General features: G+C 35.4%; 19 protein-coding genes and 1 pseudogene. 1 reads left to right on the forward strand and 19 read right to left on the reverse strand.

What is annotated here, in order from left to right:
- Positions 1-561: 561 nt before the first annotated feature.
- The 5 genes from tnpA (ACH6CY_RS14525) to ACH6CY_RS14545 all read right to left on the reverse strand — a co-directional run bounded on the left by tnpA (ACH6CY_RS14525) (position 562) and on the right by ACH6CY_RS14545 (position 4,426).
- Positions 562-870 (reverse strand): IS200/IS605 family transposase, encoded by a 309-nt coding sequence (tnpA, locus tag ACH6CY_RS14525; RefSeq protein ID WP_374068036.1) that lies wholly within the window; start codon positions 868-870, stop codon positions 562-564.
- A gap of 415 nt (positions 871-1,285) precedes the next feature.
- Positions 1,286-1,756 (reverse strand): SMI1/KNR4 family protein, encoded by a 471-nt coding sequence (locus ACH6CY_RS14530; protein WP_374068037.1) that lies wholly within the window; start codon positions 1,754-1,756, stop codon positions 1,286-1,288.
- Positions 1,757-1,776: 20 nt separating this feature from the next.
- Positions 1,777-2,754, reverse strand: coding sequence for an HNH/ENDO VII family nuclease (locus tag ACH6CY_RS14535; protein ID WP_374068038.1), 978 nt, complete (start codon positions 2,752-2,754; stop codon positions 1,777-1,779).
- A gap of 152 nt (positions 2,755-2,906) precedes the next feature.
- The gene (locus tag ACH6CY_RS14540) at positions 2,907-3,416 is read right to left on the reverse strand and encodes an ankyrin repeat domain-containing protein (protein WP_374068039.1); all 510 of its coding nucleotides are present in this window, start codon (positions 3,414-3,416) and stop codon (positions 2,907-2,909) included.
- A gap of 38 nt (positions 3,417-3,454) precedes the next feature.
- The gene (locus tag ACH6CY_RS14545) at positions 3,455-4,426 is read right to left on the reverse strand and encodes a hypothetical protein (RefSeq protein WP_374068040.1); all 972 of its coding nucleotides are present in this window, start codon (positions 4,424-4,426) and stop codon (positions 3,455-3,457) included.
- 297 nt (positions 4,427-4,723) lie between these two features.
- On the opposite strand from ACH6CY_RS14545, the gene ACH6CY_RS14550 reads away from it, so the two are divergent.
- Positions 4,724-4,924, forward strand: a complete 201-nt coding sequence (locus ACH6CY_RS14550) for a helix-turn-helix domain-containing protein (protein WP_374068055.1) — start codon at positions 4,724-4,726, stop codon at positions 4,922-4,924.
- Between the two features lie 342 nt (positions 4,925-5,266).
- Here ACH6CY_RS14550 and ACH6CY_RS14555 read toward each other — a convergent pair whose 3' ends face one another.
- From ACH6CY_RS14555 to ACH6CY_RS14620, 14 genes and pseudogenes are all read right to left on the reverse strand, one after another.
- A complete protein-coding gene (locus ACH6CY_RS14555) occupies positions 5,267-5,830 on the reverse strand; it encodes an SMI1/KNR4 family protein (RefSeq protein WP_374068041.1) in 564 nt (187 codons plus the stop codon).
- A gap of 3 nt (positions 5,831-5,833) precedes the next feature.
- A complete protein-coding gene (locus ACH6CY_RS14560; protein ID WP_374068042.1) occupies positions 5,834-6,016 on the reverse strand; it encodes an HNH endonuclease family protein in 183 nt (60 codons plus the stop codon).
- A 386-nt stretch (positions 6,017-6,402) separates the two neighbouring features.
- Positions 6,403-6,870: pseudogene (gene tnpA, locus ACH6CY_RS14565) on the reverse strand (IS200/IS605 family transposase); the annotation flags it as partial.
- A gap of 214 nt (positions 6,871-7,084) precedes the next feature.
- The gene (locus ACH6CY_RS14570; RefSeq protein ID WP_374068043.1) at positions 7,085-7,735 is read right to left on the reverse strand and encodes an SDR family oxidoreductase; all 651 of its coding nucleotides are present in this window, start codon (positions 7,733-7,735) and stop codon (positions 7,085-7,087) included.
- A 253-nt stretch (positions 7,736-7,988) separates the two neighbouring features.
- Positions 7,989-8,921, reverse strand: a complete 933-nt coding sequence (gene pfkB, locus ACH6CY_RS14575; RefSeq protein WP_374068044.1) for a 1-phosphofructokinase — start codon at positions 8,919-8,921, stop codon at positions 7,989-7,991.
- Between the two features lie 115 nt (positions 8,922-9,036).
- Positions 9,037-9,894, reverse strand: coding sequence for a tagatose-bisphosphate aldolase subunit GatY (gatY, locus tag ACH6CY_RS14580; protein WP_374068046.1), 858 nt, complete (start codon positions 9,892-9,894; stop codon positions 9,037-9,039).
- 38 nt (positions 9,895-9,932) lie between these two features.
- On the reverse strand, positions 9,933-11,078 hold the full coding sequence (nagA, locus tag ACH6CY_RS14585) for an N-acetylglucosamine-6-phosphate deacetylase (protein ID WP_374068047.1): 1,146 nt from the start codon (positions 11,076-11,078) through the stop codon (positions 9,933-9,935).
- A 40-nt stretch (positions 11,079-11,118) separates the two neighbouring features.
- Positions 11,119-12,285: an SIS domain-containing protein gene (locus tag ACH6CY_RS14590; RefSeq protein ID WP_374068048.1), complete on the reverse strand. Its 1,167-nt coding sequence runs from the start codon at positions 12,283-12,285 to the stop codon at positions 11,119-11,121.
- A 48-nt stretch (positions 12,286-12,333) separates the two neighbouring features.
- Complete coding sequence (gene galT, locus ACH6CY_RS14595) at positions 12,334-13,818, reverse strand: UDP-glucose--hexose-1-phosphate uridylyltransferase (protein ID WP_374068049.1); 1,485 nt, start codon at positions 13,816-13,818, stop codon at positions 12,334-12,336.
- Positions 13,815-14,819: a UDP-glucose 4-epimerase GalE gene (gene galE / locus ACH6CY_RS14600; RefSeq protein WP_374068050.1), complete on the reverse strand. Its 1,005-nt coding sequence runs from the start codon at positions 14,817-14,819 to the stop codon at positions 13,815-13,817. Before galE ends, galT begins: the two co-directional genes overlap by 4 nt.
- A gap of 49 nt (positions 14,820-14,868) precedes the next feature.
- On the reverse strand, positions 14,869-15,792 hold the full coding sequence (locus ACH6CY_RS14605) for an ROK family protein (protein WP_374068051.1): 924 nt from the start codon (positions 15,790-15,792) through the stop codon (positions 14,869-14,871).
- A 59-nt stretch (positions 15,793-15,851) separates the two neighbouring features.
- On the reverse strand, positions 15,852-16,019 hold the full coding sequence (locus tag ACH6CY_RS14610) for a DUF6903 family protein (protein ID WP_374068052.1): 168 nt from the start codon (positions 16,017-16,019) through the stop codon (positions 15,852-15,854).
- Complete coding sequence (gnpA, locus tag ACH6CY_RS14615) at positions 16,009-18,180, reverse strand: 1,3-beta-galactosyl-N-acetylhexosamine phosphorylase (protein ID WP_374068053.1); 2,172 nt, start codon at positions 18,178-18,180, stop codon at positions 16,009-16,011. Before gnpA ends, ACH6CY_RS14610 begins: the two co-directional genes overlap by 11 nt.
- A gap of 10 nt (positions 18,181-18,190) precedes the next feature.
- Positions 18,191-18,507: ABC transporter permease subunit (locus ACH6CY_RS14620; protein WP_374068054.1), on the reverse strand; the 317-nt coding region annotated here is incomplete at its 5' end.

An 18,507-nucleotide genomic window follows, 5' to 3' on the forward strand; every position in this document is an offset into this window, starting at 1 on the left:
TATGTATCAAGTTCTAGTCTTGTTCTTTACAGTATACTTTAATTTCATTTTCTTAATATTTCAAGCTATATCCATCTGTTTCCTGCCCTTTAGTGGAGACTTGTATATACCCAACAACGTTCAAATTTTTCATCCTCCCGTTACGAAAATTAAAATTTATGTAACACTTTTTAAACGAATAGCGAGTATTATACGACCGTCTCTAGCAAAAATACAACCCAAAATTTATAATCCAAAGCAGTACAAGAAACAGTCTTACACGTTTCCCATTGTTATCGCCACGTGCTTGTACGATCTCGTTTGTTTATTGCCTATGCCCTGTCACAAGTCCTCCTACCTTGTAAAATTTCATCTCGCCTATTTATCTTATTATTTTCACAAACCAAGTATTAAACATAATGCCTTGATGGTATAACCTTCATGAGTTATGAATTTCAAATAAACAATTGTTCTTTTTGTCCCACTCTAAAATTCCTTATTTCCCTTCATTTTTTACCTACCTTGTGTTGACTGTATGTTACTACGTTTAGCATGGCGAGCTTTGTCATTCTAGTGTGCAAATTATAAATGATAGTTTAGAAATGTACAAAAGTGATTAGATAAGAATGTACAAATTAGATATTGCATTATTTTACTTGGGGCAAGACTTGGTCGGCACGATATCAATAAATGAATATGATCTTTTCCAACACTTCCTTGCAAGATTGTTATCCCTCTTGCTTCACAACCTTGTCTAATTAACTTTCTGGTTTTATATGCAATTTGACCGCTTAACACCTTATATCTATATTTCGTTACCCAGATAACATGGTACTTGATATCGTAGACTGCGTGACTATTCTTCTTATATCCGTCCATACTTTTCTTCACCTCGTACCCCTCAGTATGGACATCAAAAGAGAAGGCTAAAAGCGGATACCGTCTAAAGACGGTGGAGTTAGACCACGCATTTGGAAATTAAAATTTTAAAGCCCATGAAGAGTACGAACACGTTTTTAGCTTACCCTATTGTTTATCGCCACGACCTTTGTCATTCTCGTTAGTTTCTTAGCCATTCCATGTCATAACCACCCCTACCATTTAAATTGTCATCTCGCCTAATTATCGTTCACGTCCGCTAAACCAAGTATTAACATGATACTCCTTGATGGTACAACCATCATGAGCTATCGATTCTCAAAGAAAGCATTTTCTTATTATCTCACTTAAATATAACCTGATTTAATATAAGCATTAAAGTAAAAACCTTGAAAGGCAATTAGCCAATCAAGGTTCAAATTCCATGCTATACTTCTTGCATAACTAAATCTAATAAAAAATCACCAAAATCATTAGCAATTACTTCATAACTTTGACTTTCCAAATCAATACCAGGCACAAAAGATACTACCTTTGGTTCTCCTTTTTCATCAAGTTGATTAAAATCTAAACAAAAAAGTTCATCGCTCCCAGTATCATAAATAACAAGAAGGTTATTAGGTAGATTAATTTCTTTTCTTTCCGTTAATGTGTACCAAATTGCATCAGGAACAGAAGAATTTTCAAAATCATCATTAATTATCCCATAAATTTCTTGAGCACCGAAATTTCCTACTCCAAAATTTTGTAAATAATCTAAATACAGCCCAATAAATTTTACACCTAACTTTTCTTCAGCAAATTTTATTAATTCATTTGACCGCCCTCCAATAAAGTCAGCCAAATCTTCATTGTCATTAATAATTAGCTTTGCTTTTTGATAAGTTTCAACACTCATTTTAATCCTCCATTCTCATATTAAAAATCATTAGCTCTATTCTTCCAATAATCAGTTCTCCTCTTATTAAATTCTGTTCTGTTTATACCAGAAGGTATAGTATTAGGGTTGATATGGATTACCGAACTGTTTTCCTTATGAAATATCTGTGTGACTTCTGCTATTGAGCTTGTATTTCTCTGTGTTGTGTGGTGAAAATTAATTGACTTCCCATCTGGACCAAGTGGAGCCAATCCTTTTTTCATTCTATCAAGATTAGTTCTTCCCCTTGCATCTACCATACTTGGGTCTATAATATCATCTCTTTGATAGACTTTCACATTATTAAATTCTGTTGTCTTATTCCAGTATTTATATACATTAACCGTACCCTTAGTAACTTTCGCAAAGCTCGTATGTATCTCTTGTTGTACGTGAGTATCACGCATCGCGTTGATGGGTAAGCGTGGGCCTCCTGCCATCGCAACATCCGTTTGTGAAACAAGTCCGTTAAACCAATGATCGACGAAGGCTCTTGCCGATTGCGTGTTTCGAACGACGCGTTCATGTGCTTTTTTAGTGATATCTTTGGTAACACCCTTAGATGCAGGTGTCAGTTCTATCGCCGTAGGAAGCATCCCTGCTAAACCGAGTGATAAGCTTGCTTGCCGTTGACTCGTAGTGAGCTCATTGCCTAAGATATCTTTTCCAGTTAAATACTCAGAAAAGCCATTAGCGGAAACTAATCCATACATACCATATTCGGTGTTTTTTATGACTTGTAAGCTTTTCGTTGTTTTATACATGTCGAATACCGCTGTCGTGGCATTAACCGCTTTTGTTGTTTTATATATAGCTACGCCACCTTTACCTACCCACCCGAAGACAGGAATCAAGCCAGCTGCTAACATGGCGGCGGCAGCTGCTTGTTGCGTGGCAGTTAATTTTTCTCCCGTAACTGGATCGATCCCCTCCCGAAACTCCTTGATGGTACAACCATCATGAGTTATGAATTTCATACTGTCTTTTTCATGTTGACTAAAGTACACAAATTTATAAAAACAGCACTTGCTGCCTAAAAGACAAACAAGTGCTATATAGTTTGTTAATTAACTTAGTAAAGTGAGACTATAAATTACTTGATTTCAGACTCTTTTAAAGTAACTCTTTATTATTCATTTCCGTTCATTTCTTGCTTTAAATATTCAGCAATTTCGGTTTGTCCTCTTTCTACGGCAAATGCATAGGCATACATATCTTTCATGGTTTCACCAGAGTATTTTATAGATATATCAATATTACTCTCAACTAACAATTTAATAATCTCCAAATGTCCACCATATATTGCAGCAAATAGAGGATTTCTATCTGGTTCACTAATATCAAATTCCACATTCTTACTAATTAAATATTTAGCAATATCTAATTGTCCTTTTGCAGTCGCTCGTTCAAGAGCATTTGTAGAAAAAGTTCCACCTTGTGCATTAACATCTATTCCAGCATTAATAAGATATTCTACTATCGCTAAATGTCCATGTGCTGAAGCTACATGTAACCATGTACCAAAAGGTGTCATCCATGTTAACATGTCTGGTTCTTTTTCAAGTAAATCTTTTACAGTATCCGTTTGCCCTTTTTTTATGGCACTTCTAATATCTTTAGCATATTGAGTCTTATCCATAATAAATTCTCCTTTCACCTCTATTTCCTAGAAGTAGCTTATTTTCCAAGGTCTTCTAGTATTTCAATAATATCATCTAAATCCGCACCTGCCGCATCAACTACTTTCAACTGATTAACAACATTTTCTAGAGCTGTAATACTATGTTGTCCTGCGACTCTATTTTGTGCCCAAACTAGATTTTCTTTACCAATTAATGGGTTAACTCCATGTTTTCTTAATATTTCTTGACCTTCTAGAACGAGTTTTTGCTGAGCCTCACCTAACCCCTTTTTAAATAATATATGATGTGCATGTGGATCGATCATAGCTGTAGGTGGATCACCTATTAATCCTCTGAGATACTTACCAAAATCCATTTTAATTAATGCTTCATCATATTCTTTACTAATGCCTAATTCAGACATCTGTTTTCTAAGCTCAGATAACTCTTCTACACTAAAAGTATTATTCTGAACAGCATTCTTAAGCTTATTCATCTTAGTTACATCAACATTCCCATTCACAATTATATCATCAATATAATCATTAACAGTATTATCTATACCCTTAGTAACTTTCGCAAAGCTCGTATGTATCTCTTGTTGTACGTGAGTATCACGCATCGCGTTGATAGGTAAGCGTGGGCCTCCTGCCATCGCAACATCCGTTTGTGAAACAAGTCCGTTAAACCAATGATCGACGAAGGCTCTTGCCGATTGCGTGTTTCGAACGACGCGTTCATGTGCTTTTTTAGTGATATCTTTGGTAACACCCTTCAATGCAGGTGTCAGTTCTATCGCCGTAGGAAGAATCCCTGCTAAACCGAGTGATAAGCTTGCTTGCCGTTGACTCGTAGTGAGCGCATTTCCTAAGATATCTTTTCCAGTTAAATACTCAGAAAAGCCATTAGCGGAAACTAATCCATACATACCATATTCAGTGTTTTTTATGACTTGTAAGCTTTTCGTTGTTTTATACATATCGAATGACGTAACACTAGCAAACAAATATTCCACTAATTCCTTCATCACTAAAAATACGCATCAAATTCGAGTCTTTTTCTATACGGTATACTTTAATTTCATTTTCTTGATATTTCAAGCTATATCCAATTCTTTCTTGCCATGAGTCAAGACTCGTATATACCCAACAACATTCAAGTTTTTCACCCTCCCGTTACAAAAATTCTAATTAACGTAACGCTTAGACGCTATATTCAACATAAATTTATTGCATACGTCTTTAGCGATACAACAAACTCCTTTACCGATACAAATTTATTGTGGTATCGTAAAAGTAACATGAAGAAGAGGAAGGGAATTACCATACCAATATCAATCAAACTAAAGGAAATCCTTAAGGAACGTGACCTTTCACAGCGTGAGTTGGCAAGAATGACAGGGATGCGTCCTAATACGATTAGCCATCTTTGTTCAGACAATGTGGAGAGGGTTTATCTCTCCACATTAGAAACGATATGCAAAGTGTTAGACATCCACATTCAGGAGTTAATCGAGGTGGAGTAGTCCTCTTGTACTAGTAATCGTTCTATGTACGTCAAAGTTGCGAAAAAATTTAAAAGGCAAGAAGAAAGCGAAGGTAAAGTATTTGGGGATGAGAATGGTGGTATTTGATGATTTTTATGTTATTTACACGAAGTAAAATTCATTAAATATGGGATATATTTTTAAGGTGTTGTACGTACTAAAAATTTGTAAACACATCATAGAGGGCTTATATGGGTTATCTCTTTTTTGTAGGTAAAATGCGGTTTATTCGGCACTAGGTAGCCCCACCAAAAAGAAACCTGAGAGGCATAAAACATATCAAGGTTTCTGGATATAATACTTAAGCAACTTATCATCATTTCATTTTTTAGATGCATTAGTTAGAAATGCATTTAACTTATCACTCATATTTAAAGTAACATTTTCTAAATTATTTCCTTCGACATTTATTCTTTTAAAGTTCATTATAAAACTTTTGAAAGAGTCAGATACTAAAAATATATTTTCTCCATCCATATCGTGAAACCAAATATAAATTTTTTTTTGTGTGTCATCTTTTATTCCAATGCAAACTAAATCTCCTCCTGGTAAATCTGCAATAGGAATTAAATCAGCTGGTAATAAATCTTTATAAAAGTTTATCTTGTCCTCAATATTATTTTCATTGTTATATAATCCATAAAATGAGTCTATTTCAAATTGTGTTAGCTTAATTTTATTTGATAAACCTTCTGGAGGAATAAAGTGATAATCTTCCTTGATATAATCATTACCATAATGTTGCAGATAAAATGAATAATCTTGAGGAAATTTTATATTATATTTTCTTTCTAGATTTTTTATATGGTCTTCATTCCAACTATTATTAATCTCTTTTACATCGAAATCAATTATTGTTTCTAACTTTTTTTTAAATTGTTCCACTTTTTAATACCCTCCTCGTAAATCTGATGCCGAACCAATATGCGGAATATTTCCATGCAAATCAGTTGGTATTAATTCTATTACTGTACTTGACTTATGGTGTGGTGTAACATCCGCTTGTTTTAATAATTTCTTTGCAGCTTTTTTTGATGGCAAATTATATTGGTGCTGTGTTTTTTCATACACTAATGAAAAGTCATCTGGTGTACCTGTTACTTTTCCTTTCTCAAATACTATATCACCCTCTGACCAAGGTGAAAAGTTAGGTCTACCATTAATAAATTCTACACCTTCGCCATTCGTTATTTTTTTAATTTCAGGTTTATCAGAATACCATTTCCCATTACCAGGTTCTCCTTCCCATTTACCATTTGTTCTTGGTAACCTTGTTTTGGGATTATCTATACCCTTAGGAACATCTAAATAAGTACTTAATCAAAACCACCAGTGTGAACTGGTGGTTTGCTCTGCGGCTGGAAGCCTTTGTTACCGGCCTCGGCCTTAAAGGCCCGCTGAATGGGTTTCCCTTTTGCACCACACTCACTCACTGATTCTAAAGAATCTCTTATCTTTTCTTTTTTATTCTTCTCTCCAGTGAAAGGATCAAACTCTTCAAATAAAGTTAATTGATCGCTTACGTAGTCCTCTTTAAGCTGATTCCTAATATATTCTTGAATTTGATTTTTGTTTCTGCCCACTGTATCTACAAAGTAGCCTCTACACCAGAATTTCCGGTTACCATATCTATACTTTAAATTAGCGTGACGATCAAAAATCATTAAACTACTTTTTCCTTTTAGATATCCCATAAACTGAGATACACTTAGTTTTGGTGGGATACTTACTAACATATGAATGTGAACTTTACATGCATTTGCCTCGTGTATCTCAACGCCTTTTCTTTCACAAAGATCTCTTACGATTTCTCCAATACTTTTTTTATATTTTCCATAGATAATTTGCCTTCTATATTTTCGAGCAAAAACGATATGATACTTACATCTCCACTGTGTATGTGCTAAACTATTCTTGTCCTGCATTGGACATGCCTCCTTCTTTGATGAGATTTGGTGGTCGGGAAACCAACCTTCTCTTATCATGAAGAGAGGCTTTTTTGTCCCCACGCTGGAAGCTCTATGGAACCCCCGGCATAGCCAGGCGTTTTCAAAGACCATAAAAAATCTCATCCATCATAGTTAGATAAGATGGATGAGAAAAATATTCGTGTTTAAACACGTTTTACATGCTTCACACTCACAATGAGTCAATGGCTTCATTAATAGGTTGACTACCAGTTACTATTTGAAATTCCTTACCGATTGTTTTTTTATTTTGTAATGATTGCAAAATAACCTCCGCCACATCTTCTCTCGGAATTTCACCACGCTCTACTTTTTCACCTATTTCTACTCGACCTACTCCTATATCATTCGTTAGACGCCCAGGATGTATAATCGTATATGCAAGCTCGGTTCGCTTCAACCACTCATCAGCATAATGCTTGGCAACTACATAAGGAGAAAAAGAAGGTGATGATGCTTGAATCGCTTCACGTGTTGTATCAAATGAGCTTACCATTACAAAACGTTTTACACCAGCTAGTTTAGTAGCTTCTATTGTTTTAACTGCACCATCCAAATCAATTAAAATGGTTTTATCTTTTCCTGTATTCGGTCCAGATCCTGCAGTAAAGACAACTGCATCAACACCGTGAACTGCTCTTTCTATTGCTTTCACATCATCTTCTAAGTCCACAATAATAGGCTCAGCACCTAGCTCCTTAAAATAACTAGACTGTTCTTGTTTTCGTATCATCGCTTTTGCCTGTAAGCCATTCCTATGTTGAATTTTAGCAACAAGTTGTTTTCCTATTTGTCCATTGGCTCCTACAACTAATACGTTCACTATAGCCACCCTTTCTTCAGTTAATTTGCTTGACTCAAGTAATACCTATTTTAACGTATACCTCATATGATAAGCGATAAAACATGAAGGGCGAATGGCATTAGCCTATTTGCCAATATACTACGACATTTTTATAGTTAATAACTTTACTTTCATTTGATAATTTTTAATCTGTTGTTTATTACATTTGCGACCATTCATGTAAAAACGTTTGTCTAATTTCTTACTTCGAAATAGATAAACGTCCTGTTTTTTATTGCATTTTTTCTAGTGTAATCTGACTCATGATCAAATGAATATGATCAGGGTTAATCGAACCTGTTTTTTCTTCCATAGCGTTTAACACCCCCATACTAAGGCCAAATTTAATCCTTGCTTCTGTTTCTAAATTACGACGCAAACCAGCGGCAAATCCAGCAACTACTGAATCACCAGAACCGACTGGATTAACAGTGTCTATCTTTGGAATTTCAGCATAATATAGCGCTTGATCTTTTTTAATAACCGCACCATCAGCGCCGAGTGTCGTAACGACCCAAGGTATAGGTTTAAACATATCAGAACGTAATAAATCGATAATCTGGTGTCTATTCACTACTTCTTCATTCACAATTTCAGCTAATTCTTCTTGGTTAGGTTTAATCAAGAATGGTTTCGCTCCATCTGCTAACATTTGCTGAAGTATCTTCCCATTGGTATCTAACAATACTGGTGTATTATGTTTTTCAGCTTTTGACATTAGCTCTAAATAAAAGTCATAGTTAAGACCTTTTGGTAAACTTCCTGAAATTGTAACAACATCTGCTGCTTGTACATATTCTTCAAATACAGCTAAAAATTTGTTTACTTCCTGTTCATGAATAACGGGACCACTCTCTAAGATTTCTGTCTGTTGCCCGTCATGCAAGATGGCAATACAGTTCCTCGTCTCTTGATCAATGGTTACAAATTTATTTTCAATGCCCATGTTTGTTATTTTATTACTAATAAATTCTCCTAAAGCACCACCTAAATAGCCTGTTGCCATTACTTTCTCATCAAGCTGTCTCAACACTCTGCTCACATTGATACCTTTTCCACCAGCAGTTTTAGCAACTTGGTTTACTCGATTCACTGTATCCAGATTAAATTCATTTAAACTATAACTAATATCTACAGCTGGATTTAATGTTACAGTCAAGATCATTTTTGTTACCTCCTTGTATTAAATTGCTTCATATTGGCAAATGTATTCAAAAGATCCATCCATTTTAACAAAAATAAGTGGAGTGGGGAATCTCCCACTCCATAGCTACTGTTTGTTATGCTTTCCCGTCACTTTTACAAATTAAGATTTTTTCAATTACTGCTTTTTTCATATAATCTTTTGCCAATTTCATATATTTTCTTGGATCAGTTTCATTTGGGTTATTTTCTAAATACTCCCGCAAACCTTTAGAGAAAGGAATTTTTAGTTCAGTAGAAATATTTACTTTTGCACAGCCTAATTCGATTGATTTTTGCACATCTTCTTTAGAGATACCTGATGCACCATGTAATACAATCGGAACATCTACTAAATTACTGATTTTTTCTAAGCGTTCAAAGTCTAAATTAGGTTCTGTTTCATACAAACCATGGCCTGTCCCGATAGCCACCGCTAATGAGTCTACACCTGTTTTCTCAACAAATTCAACAACCGTATCAGGATCTGTGTAAGCTGCATCCTCTGCTTCAACTACTAAATCATCTTCTTGTCCAACTAATTTACCTAACTCACCTTCAACTGTTGCACCGTATTTGTGCGCTTCATCTACAACCTGTTTTGTAACTTCAATGTTTTTTTCAAAGGTGTGATGAGAACCATCAATCATAACAGACTTTGTGCCAAGTTTAAGTGATGCTTCAATAGAGTCAAATGTATCATGATGATCTAAATGTATTGCTATTGGTACATCATTTTCTTTTGCTGCAACTTCCACAATTGCTTGAATGTATGCTCTACCCGAATAATTCATTGTCCCAGGAGTTGCAGCCAAAATTACCGGAGATCGCATTTCAACAGCAGCTTCTACAACTGTTTTTATCGTCTCTAAATTATGAATGTTGAACGCAGGTACTGCATACCCTTCTTTTCTAGCTTTATTTAACATTTTTTTCGTGTTTTGTACGTACCCCATCTGATTACCTCCTAATAATAACCATTGATGTTCAGCTATTATTTTTTAAATTTAATGTCTCCTTCTACTGCTGTGGCTTGAATGTCAACGAATTCATTTAACACAACATAATCCGCAACTTTCCCTTTTGAAATACTACCGATTTTATTACTTATTCCTAGACTGTGAGCAGGTGAAAGTGACCCTTTATGCCAAATTTCATATAATGGTTTACCACTCCATTGTTGAAGATTCTTCACACCATTGATTAATTGTAGTGTGCTTCCAGCTAAGGAACCAAACACAGTTTTTGCTATGCCATCTTTCATAAATACTTTAAAATCACCTAGTTGATAGTCACCATCAGGCATCAACCCTGCTCGCATACAGTCAGTAATTAAAATAAGCTTCTCTTTTTTAATTTCATAAGCTAGTGTTGCAATATCAGGATGGACATGATGACCATCACAAATTAATTCAGCAAATACACTCTGATCAGTGAGTGCCGCTCCCACAACACCTGGTTCTCGATGATGGAGACCGGACATGCCATTAAATAAGTGCACATAGTTATTCGCACCATTAGATACAGCTTCCATACAACAATCATAACTAGCATCTGTATGAGCAATACTCACTTGAACACCAGTTGCTGTTACGTCTTTAATAAATGACATCGTATGTCCTCTTTCTGGGGCAAGTGCAATTTTAACAATTGAATCTTTCGCTAGCTTCTGCCATGCGTTAAACTCATCTAAATTAGGTTTTTTAAAGTAATCTGGATTTTGTGCCCCTTTATGCTTCTCTGTAAAATACGGTCCCTCTAAAAAAATCCCTTCAGATTGTGCCCCAGGTAACCCTTGTTCAGTAGCGACTGTAATAGCTTTAATTGCTTGTTCAATATCCGAAGAGGAAGAAGTTAATGTCGTCGGTAAAAAACGGGTTACCCCTTGATCTAATATAGACGCTGATATGGAGTGAACTGCTTCAACCGTTCCATCCATAATATCGTGACCATTTACCCCGTGGATATGTGTATCGAATAAGCCTGGAGCGATTGTATATCCACTCCAATCTTGTACGTCACTTCCCTCAGGAATGGTGTTAGCAAAGTCACCAAATTTTCCATTTTCGATTTTTAGATAACCACCAATCTTCTCTCCACCTTCTAATAAAAATCTATCTGCTAAAATATAATAATTCATTTCATACTCATCCTAATTATTGAATTTTACAGGCTAATTATTATTTCTCGAATGGATAGATCGTAACTCCTTGTACCACACGATTCACTTTCCCATCTGGACTTGGGTTATCTGGTGTAATACCTAATTGAATTGATTTTTTCAGCGCAAATGCTTGAGCAAAAATAATGTAAAGCAATGAATGATAGAAATCGCTCAGCTTATCTTCATGATCAATAACATTTACTGTCCACTCCGCAAGTTCTTCTACTTCTTTATCATTAGTTGTAGTTAATGTTACAACTTTCACACCGTCTGCATGTAGTTCTCTTAAAATATCTAAGTCATATTTTCTTGTATAAGGGTCTTGAGAAATAAACAACATCACAATAGACTTATCGTTCAATATCGACTTTGGACCATGTCTAAACCCTAAAGAAGATTCATGAAGTGCAACTACCTTACCAGCAGAAAGCTCTAATAATTTAAGAGCAGCTTCATGTGCAAGCTGACCTAATAAACCTGAACCTAAATAAACAATTCTTTCGAAATCAATGTCTAAGATTTGATCAATAATAGTAGCACAATTATCTAAGCAATGTTTCGCATTAGCTGTGAGTGATTCGATCTCATTTTTAGAAATGCCTTGATTAGAGAATAAGTAATAAGCAGTTAATAACATACTTGAAAAACTACTAGTCATCGCAAAGCCTTTATCATGCGCTTTCGCTGGGGTTAGAAGAACAAGACTGTTTTCGTCTTTTTTTGCATTCTTGGCTAACTTTCCTTCATTGTTACAAGTGATAACAACCTGATAAAAATCTTTAATAATTTGCTCACCTAAACTTACAGCGGCAACACTCTCAGGGCTATTACCTGATCTAGCAAAAGACACAAGTATGGTTGGTTTGTTTTCAGAAAAATAATTCGTAGGATTGGAAACAATATCTGTTGTTGGAATAGACTCAAACTGAACATTCGAGTTATTTTGTCTGCGTAATTCAGGTGCTAACGTGTCACCTACAAATGCAGATGTACCTGCACCAGTGAAAATCACGCGTACATAGTCATGCTTTGCGTATATTTTTTCAATAAACTGCTGATATGATGCTTTATTTTCTGTAAACTGGTCAAATAATTCTTGCCACACTTCTGGTTGATGGTGTATTTCCGTCGCTGTATGAACCGCTTTCATTTGTTCTAGTCTTTCATCTGTAAGGTTAAACATTAAAAATCCTCCTTCTCAATTTTGAACATGGTCTTATATATTTTGTTATTATTCGTGCATATTTACTTCATTAATAAAAACTGAAAAGGCAGCTTGAGTCTTAAATACGCCAATATCCTCTAAAATCCTTACAAACTTAACACCTAATTCTTGCTGTATTATTTTTTCAATTTCAGTATCATCCGATACATGACTATATTTAGACTTCAGTACATCTGCCCATACTTGGTGATCGGCTTTAACAGCTTCAGTTTGTCCTAGCATGTATTTTTTTACGCTATCAAGTTCTTCTACTAATCTTGGCGGTAAGACAGCGAGTCCCATCACTTCAATTAGACCAATGTTTTCCTTTTTAATATGATGCACATCTTCATGTGGATGAAAAATACCAAAAGGATAGTCACTAGTTGTGCGATTGTTTCTCAGCACTAAGTCTAACTCAAAGATATCTCCTTTATTTCTTGCTATCGGTGTTATCGTGTTATGAGGCTCTTCTCCACTATGTGAAATAATATTTTCTGATTCATTAGTGTAATTGCCCCATGTTTTCCGTACATGCTCAGCCGCATCTACCAATTCTTCTATATTATCTCCTTGAAGCCTTATTACAGAAGCTGGCCACTTTAGGACAGCTGCTTGCACATTCAAAAACTGCTTTAATTCAAATGTAAATTCATTCTCTGCCACCGTCATTGGAAAGTTATAATTACCACCTTGATAGTGGTCATGACTGAGAATTGAACCACCTACAATAGGTAAATCAGCATTCGATCCCACAAAATAATGTGGAAACTTCTCTGTAAAAGTCAATATCCTTTGAAAAACATCACGATTAATTTTCATTGGACGATGCTGATCAGATAATAAAATGCAGTGTTCATTATAATAAACATATGGTGAATATTGTAAGCTCCATCCTTCACCTAACAGATCGATTTTAATTAATCTATGATTCGATCGTGCTGGATAACCAGTTCTTCCGAGATAGCCTTCATTTTCTTTACATAGCACACATTTTGGATAACTCGATGCATCTTTTTTCACTAAACGTTCTCTTTTAATTTGCTCTGGATCTTTTTCAGGTTTCGATAAATTGATTGTAATTTCTAATTCACCATAATCAGAATCTGTTTTAAAAGAAATGTTTTTCTTGATTCGTTCAGTTTTGATGTAATTACTATTCTTACTTAACTGATAGAAGTAATTCGTTGCTATTTCAGGTGACGCTTTATATTTTTCATAAAATGTTTGATTAACAACTGACGGTCTTGGAATAAAACAATCCATAATCGTTGCTGATAATATTTCTTTCTCATCTAGATTGTTTTCAATCACCTGGTTGTCTACCGCGTAATCAATTATTTTTTCAAGAATCATTGGAATAGTATCTTTCGTAGTTGAATTGGTTCGCTCTACATGCTCTATTCCTAATAAACCAATAATCTTATTCCTAACGTAATTGACATCTGTTTCTTCGACTAAGTCCAAGTCTAACCCTTCATTAATTAAGTTTGTAATAAGACCATGAATCATTCTTTTATCCCTTCTTTATCGTAGCCATAAGGATGAGCTACATGCCATCTCCAAGCATCTTCTAGTATTTTCCTCGCATTTGTTTTTGTAGGATTCCACCCAAGCACTTCTTTTGCCTTTGTAGAACTAGCGACTAATGTACTTGGGTCACCAATTCTACGCTCACCGTTCTTCGCTATGATTTCTTTTCCAGTAACCTCTCTAGCTGCATGAATCATTTCTTTTACAGAGAAGCCTTGATTGCTTCCAATGTTAAACACATCGCTATCACCGCCATCTCTTAAATACTGTAAAGCAAGCAAGTGTGCATCAATAAGGTCTACTACATGTACATAATCTCGTATACAAGTTCCATCTGGTGTATGATAATCATCCCCAAAAATAGTAACATGTGAACGTTTTTCAAGTGCAGCTTCAAGAATAATTGGAATTAAATGCGTCTCCGGCCGATGATCCTCACCAATTTCGCCAGATTCTCTTGCTCCAGCTACATTAAAATAACGTAAAGAAACATACTTGATTCCATGTGCTTGACTTGCCCAATGACACATCTTTTCCATTGTTAATTTTGTTTCACCGTATGGATTTAATGGTTTGGTTTGTTCACTTTCTTGTATCGGTACTACTTTCGGTTCTCCATAAACTGCAGCCGTTGAAGAAAATACAATCTGCTTGACATTTTGTTCTGCCATCACTTGCAATAAGACTTGCGTTCCATAAACATTATTATCAAAATATTTAAGTGGCTTCTCTACAGATTCACCAACGAGTGAATTCGCTGCAAAGTGAATAACAGATTCGATTGATTCTTTTTGAAATACCGATCTAAGAAAATCGATTTTTCTAATATCACCTTGATAAAAAGTTGCCTTCGGATGTAGGGCTTCCTTGTGACCAGTTTCTAAGTTATCTACTATAACTACCTGTTCACCTGCATCGATTAATTGGTGAACAGCATGTGAACCGATGTAACCTGCACCGCCTAAGACTAAAATACTCATTTCAACACCACCTTAACAAAGCTGTATAGCTTGCACTTTTGTAAATCTGTCAGCCTAGATTGTTTTCAATGTTCATTTGGAATGGTCTTAAACCCGCACCGATTATCCCTTGGTCACTACCTAGATGACTAATGCATATCTCATCTAATATGTGTTTTTGCTCGTCAATAAGATACGTCTCTAATTTTTGCTTAATCATGCTTAGTAACGCCGGGTTTTTCGTAGCAATACTTCCACCTAAGACGATTTTATGTGGGTCTAATAAGCTATTGATCATATAAATACCATGTGCAAATGAAGTAACCATATCGTCAATTAGGTCTCTTGCTACTCCATTTCCATTTTCATATTTAGCGAAAATGTCTTTCGGCATGAGTGATTCATCATTGAAAACTTTTCTAGCTTTCTGCTGTAATGCTGGCCCTGCAGCAAGTTGTTCTAATCGTTCAATTGACTTATCATGTCCTGGAGCATACGTTGGAATTAATCCTAACTCTCCAGCAAAACCGGCTCCTCTAATGAATTTCCCTCCTTTAATGAAAGAAGAAGAAATGCCTGTACTTATCGTAATATAAGCAAATAAATGCTCTTCCTTCACTTTTGCTTCTGCCCATTCCGCATAAGCAGCCATATACACGTCATTATCTATTACTATATTCTCAATGCTTAAAGCTTCTTTTAATCGGTCGACTAATGGAAAGTTCGTCCAAGGAAGGTTGTTCTGAAATACCGCAATGCCATTTTCGATATCTACTTTCCCTGGAACACCTACACCTATTCCATATATCTCTTGCTTCGGAATGCTACAATGATTTAATAATTGATTTACACAGCTGACTACTTTTTCAAACATTTTCTCTCTACTAGAAGGATCACTTTTTACTACTTCACTCTGAATCAAATCACCTTTTTCATTAACAATTCCGGATGCTATTTTTGTTCCACCAATATCAATCCCAATCGCATATTTCAATCAACATCCCTCGCCTTCCCATATATCTATCTGTTTATCTGAATATTAAATTTAGTATTTTAAACAAATTTTCTATTGTAGTTCCAAAGTAAGAATAACAAACCGGATAAGCCAACTAGTTGTAGAAACAATTCAAATTTACCTACTGTTCTTTGCCCATAAATAACTAGAAACAGACAAAAGATAAAAAAGATAACTTTTGCAATTGCCATTATTTTATCCTTCATTGTTGTATTCCTCCCAAATAATTTGACTAGGTTTTAGTGTTAGCTCATATTGTTTACCTACGCCATCATAAATTGTCGTCGTTTGCTTTTCCATTGAATTATTGATAACAGCATATTTATTTATTTCAGGATAGGCATGTACTTCACAATGAACATTTGTGGCAAACCATTTGTTTAATTCTTCTTCTTTATTAGCAGCGTAGTACATTGCTCGCATTAACAAGCGTGTATTTTCATGACTATATGGAAGTCCAGCAATATATACCCCTCTCCCTTGACCAAATGAAGAAGCCGAAAGATGAATTTCTCCGCCTGTATAATCAATAATTTCTGTATCACCATTTAAGGCATAAACGTTTTTCATATCCTCACCATAGTTAAACGTTGTCATATCTTCTGTAATGAAGTGTGAGTCAACTGCTTCAGTAAAATACTTATTTGTGGATAGACTAAATCCAAGTTCCTTATCTACACCTAGAACGTTTGCAAGCTGAAAGAAGCGCCCTTGATGATGACATGCAGTTGGTTCTCCAATACCGATAAATCCACCGCCAGCACTTACCCACGCTCGAATCGTTGCAGTTAGTTTTTCTTCTTTCCATCGCTCGCCACCAGAGAATGAAGTTCCAGCATCACCTGCATTAATAATGACATCAATATCATCAGCTATACCATTTTCAATCACATCATCAAAACTAATGAATGATACATCAACCGCTGAACCACTTAATGATTCTAAAATTCCTTGATACGTGTAAGCTTGCTTATACCATTTTCCGTGAGCTACCATATGTGTTTGCCATGTTCTTAACTTACCCCAAGCATTCAAAATCGCTACTTTCAATCCTGAATAGGCTGTTACTCCTTTAATGTTGTCATATATTTCACGGAATTCATCTGTTAAGTCTTTTACATAGTCAACAAATGCAGGAAACTTATATGCTAGGCTTAAATATCCTCCGTAACCGATACGATCCAACGGTTTACGCATCAGCGCTCTTCTCGCAGTAAGCCAATTTTCATTTGCTTCAATTACTGGATTATTTCCTTCATAGAAAGTATCTGGGAAGAAATATGGAAGGAATCTTCCTTCTGTGTATTTCACACCCTCTATATCTGAGATAAGTCGTAAAGTTGTTCCGTCACCAACACTACCTACAACAGCATCCATTCCAGTATCTTTGAAGTATTTCCCATAAGGTTCTGTTCCAATCCAGTTGTCACCTAGGAACATCATCGCTTCTTTACCGCTATCATGCGTTAACTGCACCAACTCTTTTACTTCTTTCGCTACAAATGCTTGAATGAAGTCGATGTAATCTAAATATGCTTGTGTTGGCACTCTGAATGTCGAATTGTAATAACCTTGATCCACGATATCTTCTGGTCTTAAACGATATCCCTTTTCCTTCTCGAATGCTTCTAACGCTGCAACAGATACACTTGCACCATACCCAAACCAATCAACAAACTTTTCTTCTGCTAATTGATTAAACACTAACGTAAAGTGATAGAAGAAAGTCGTAAAACGAACGACATCCGTATCAGGGTTTTCTGTCAACCAAGTCTTTAAATAATCTTTAACAAATTGATTTGAGTTTGGCTGTCTTACATCAAACGGAATTTCGTGAGGCTTGTCACCCCAGTCATTTGTAATATGGTTATACATTTGTGTAGGATCCCAAATCATATACGCTAAAAACGAAACCGTATATTCATGCCAAGGCTCGATCTTTTTAATAACTACTGTATTTTTTTCTTGATTTGCTTCCCAATTAGCAGGATCGATCACTTTACCAGTAGTACGATCAATGACTTCCCACCACTTTTTCACATCGTGATAGTAATCTGGTTCAACCTGATCTTTAAAATATCCATCTAAAAATGAAATTTCTAGCTCTGAACTTGTTGCAGTATTATATTGAGACATTAGGTATAACTGCTGCACTTCTTCTTTATGCTTTTCTGCAAATGCATTATGACTACGAGCAACAAAATAAGTCGTATAGATCTTCGCATCTAACTGTTTGATTTCATCGTCCAATTTCGTTCCATCGCTATCTCTTAAAGCATCTGCTCCCCATAATTCTAATAGCTCTTTCGTCTCTTCTAAAAAGTTTTGTTGACTAGGTAACGTCACTCTTCCCTTTTGTTTTGTCATCGTTAAACACCTATCCTTTCAGACCTCCAACAGTCATTCCTTGTGTTAATCTTTTTTGTACAGTGATATATAAAATAATTGTTGGTAACATCGCGATTACCATGCCAGCATACATCGGGCCATAGTTAACTGCCGCACGTTCAGCTGCCATCAAGTTCAATAATCCAACCGGTAAAGTTTTATTATCTCCTGGCATTAACGTTAATGCTAAAATATACTCATTCCAGAATAATAAGAAATTAAATAAAACAACAATAATAATACTAGGCTTTGCCATCGGAAACATAACCGAAAACATCGTACGGAAATAACCTGCACCATCGATGC

It is taken from the genome of Paraliobacillus sp. JSM ZJ581 (genome assembly GCF_044383835.1).
GTDB lineage: Bacteria > Bacillota > Bacilli > Bacillales > Amphibacillaceae > Paraliobacillus.

Coding starts and splice junctions, on each gene's coding strand:
- galT (WP_374068049.1), bottom strand. CDS start 13,818: ATGATTCATGGTCTTATTACAAACTTAATTAATGAAGGGTTAGACTTG.
- ACH6CY_RS14545 (WP_374068040.1), bottom strand. CDS start 4,426: ATGAAGGAATTAGTGGAATATTTGTTTGCTAGTGTTACGTCATTCGAT.
- ACH6CY_RS14535 (WP_374068038.1), bottom strand. CDS start 2,754: ATGAAATTCATAACTCATGATGGTTGTACCATCAAGGAGTTTCGGGAG.
- ACH6CY_RS14590 (WP_374068048.1), bottom strand. CDS start 12,285: ATGTTTAACCTTACAGATGAAAGACTAGAACAAATGAAAGCGGTTCAT.
- ACH6CY_RS14540 (WP_374068039.1), bottom strand. CDS start 3,416: ATGGATAAGACTCAATATGCTAAAGATATTAGAAGTGCCATAAAAAAA.
- gatY (WP_374068046.1), bottom strand. CDS start 9,894: ATGGGGTACGTACAAAACACGAAAAAAATGTTAAATAAAGCTAGAAAA.
- nagA (WP_374068047.1), bottom strand. CDS start 11,078: ATGAATTATTATATTTTAGCAGATAGATTTTTATTAGAAGGTGGAGAG.
- gnpA (WP_374068053.1), bottom strand. CDS start 18,180: ATGACAAAACAAAAGGGAAGAGTGACGTTACCTAGTCAACAAAACTTT.
- ACH6CY_RS14610 (WP_374068052.1), bottom strand. CDS start 16,019: ATGAAGGATAAAATAATGGCAATTGCAAAAGTTATCTTTTTTATCTTT.
- ACH6CY_RS14530 (WP_374068037.1), bottom strand. CDS start 1,756: ATGAGTGTTGAAACTTATCAAAAAGCAAAGCTAATTATTAATGACAAT.
- galE (WP_374068050.1), bottom strand. CDS start 14,819: ATGAGTATTTTAGTCTTAGGCGGTGCAGGTTACATCGGTTCACATGCT.
- pfkB (WP_374068044.1), bottom strand. CDS start 8,921: ATGATCTTGACTGTAACATTAAATCCAGCTGTAGATATTAGTTATAGT.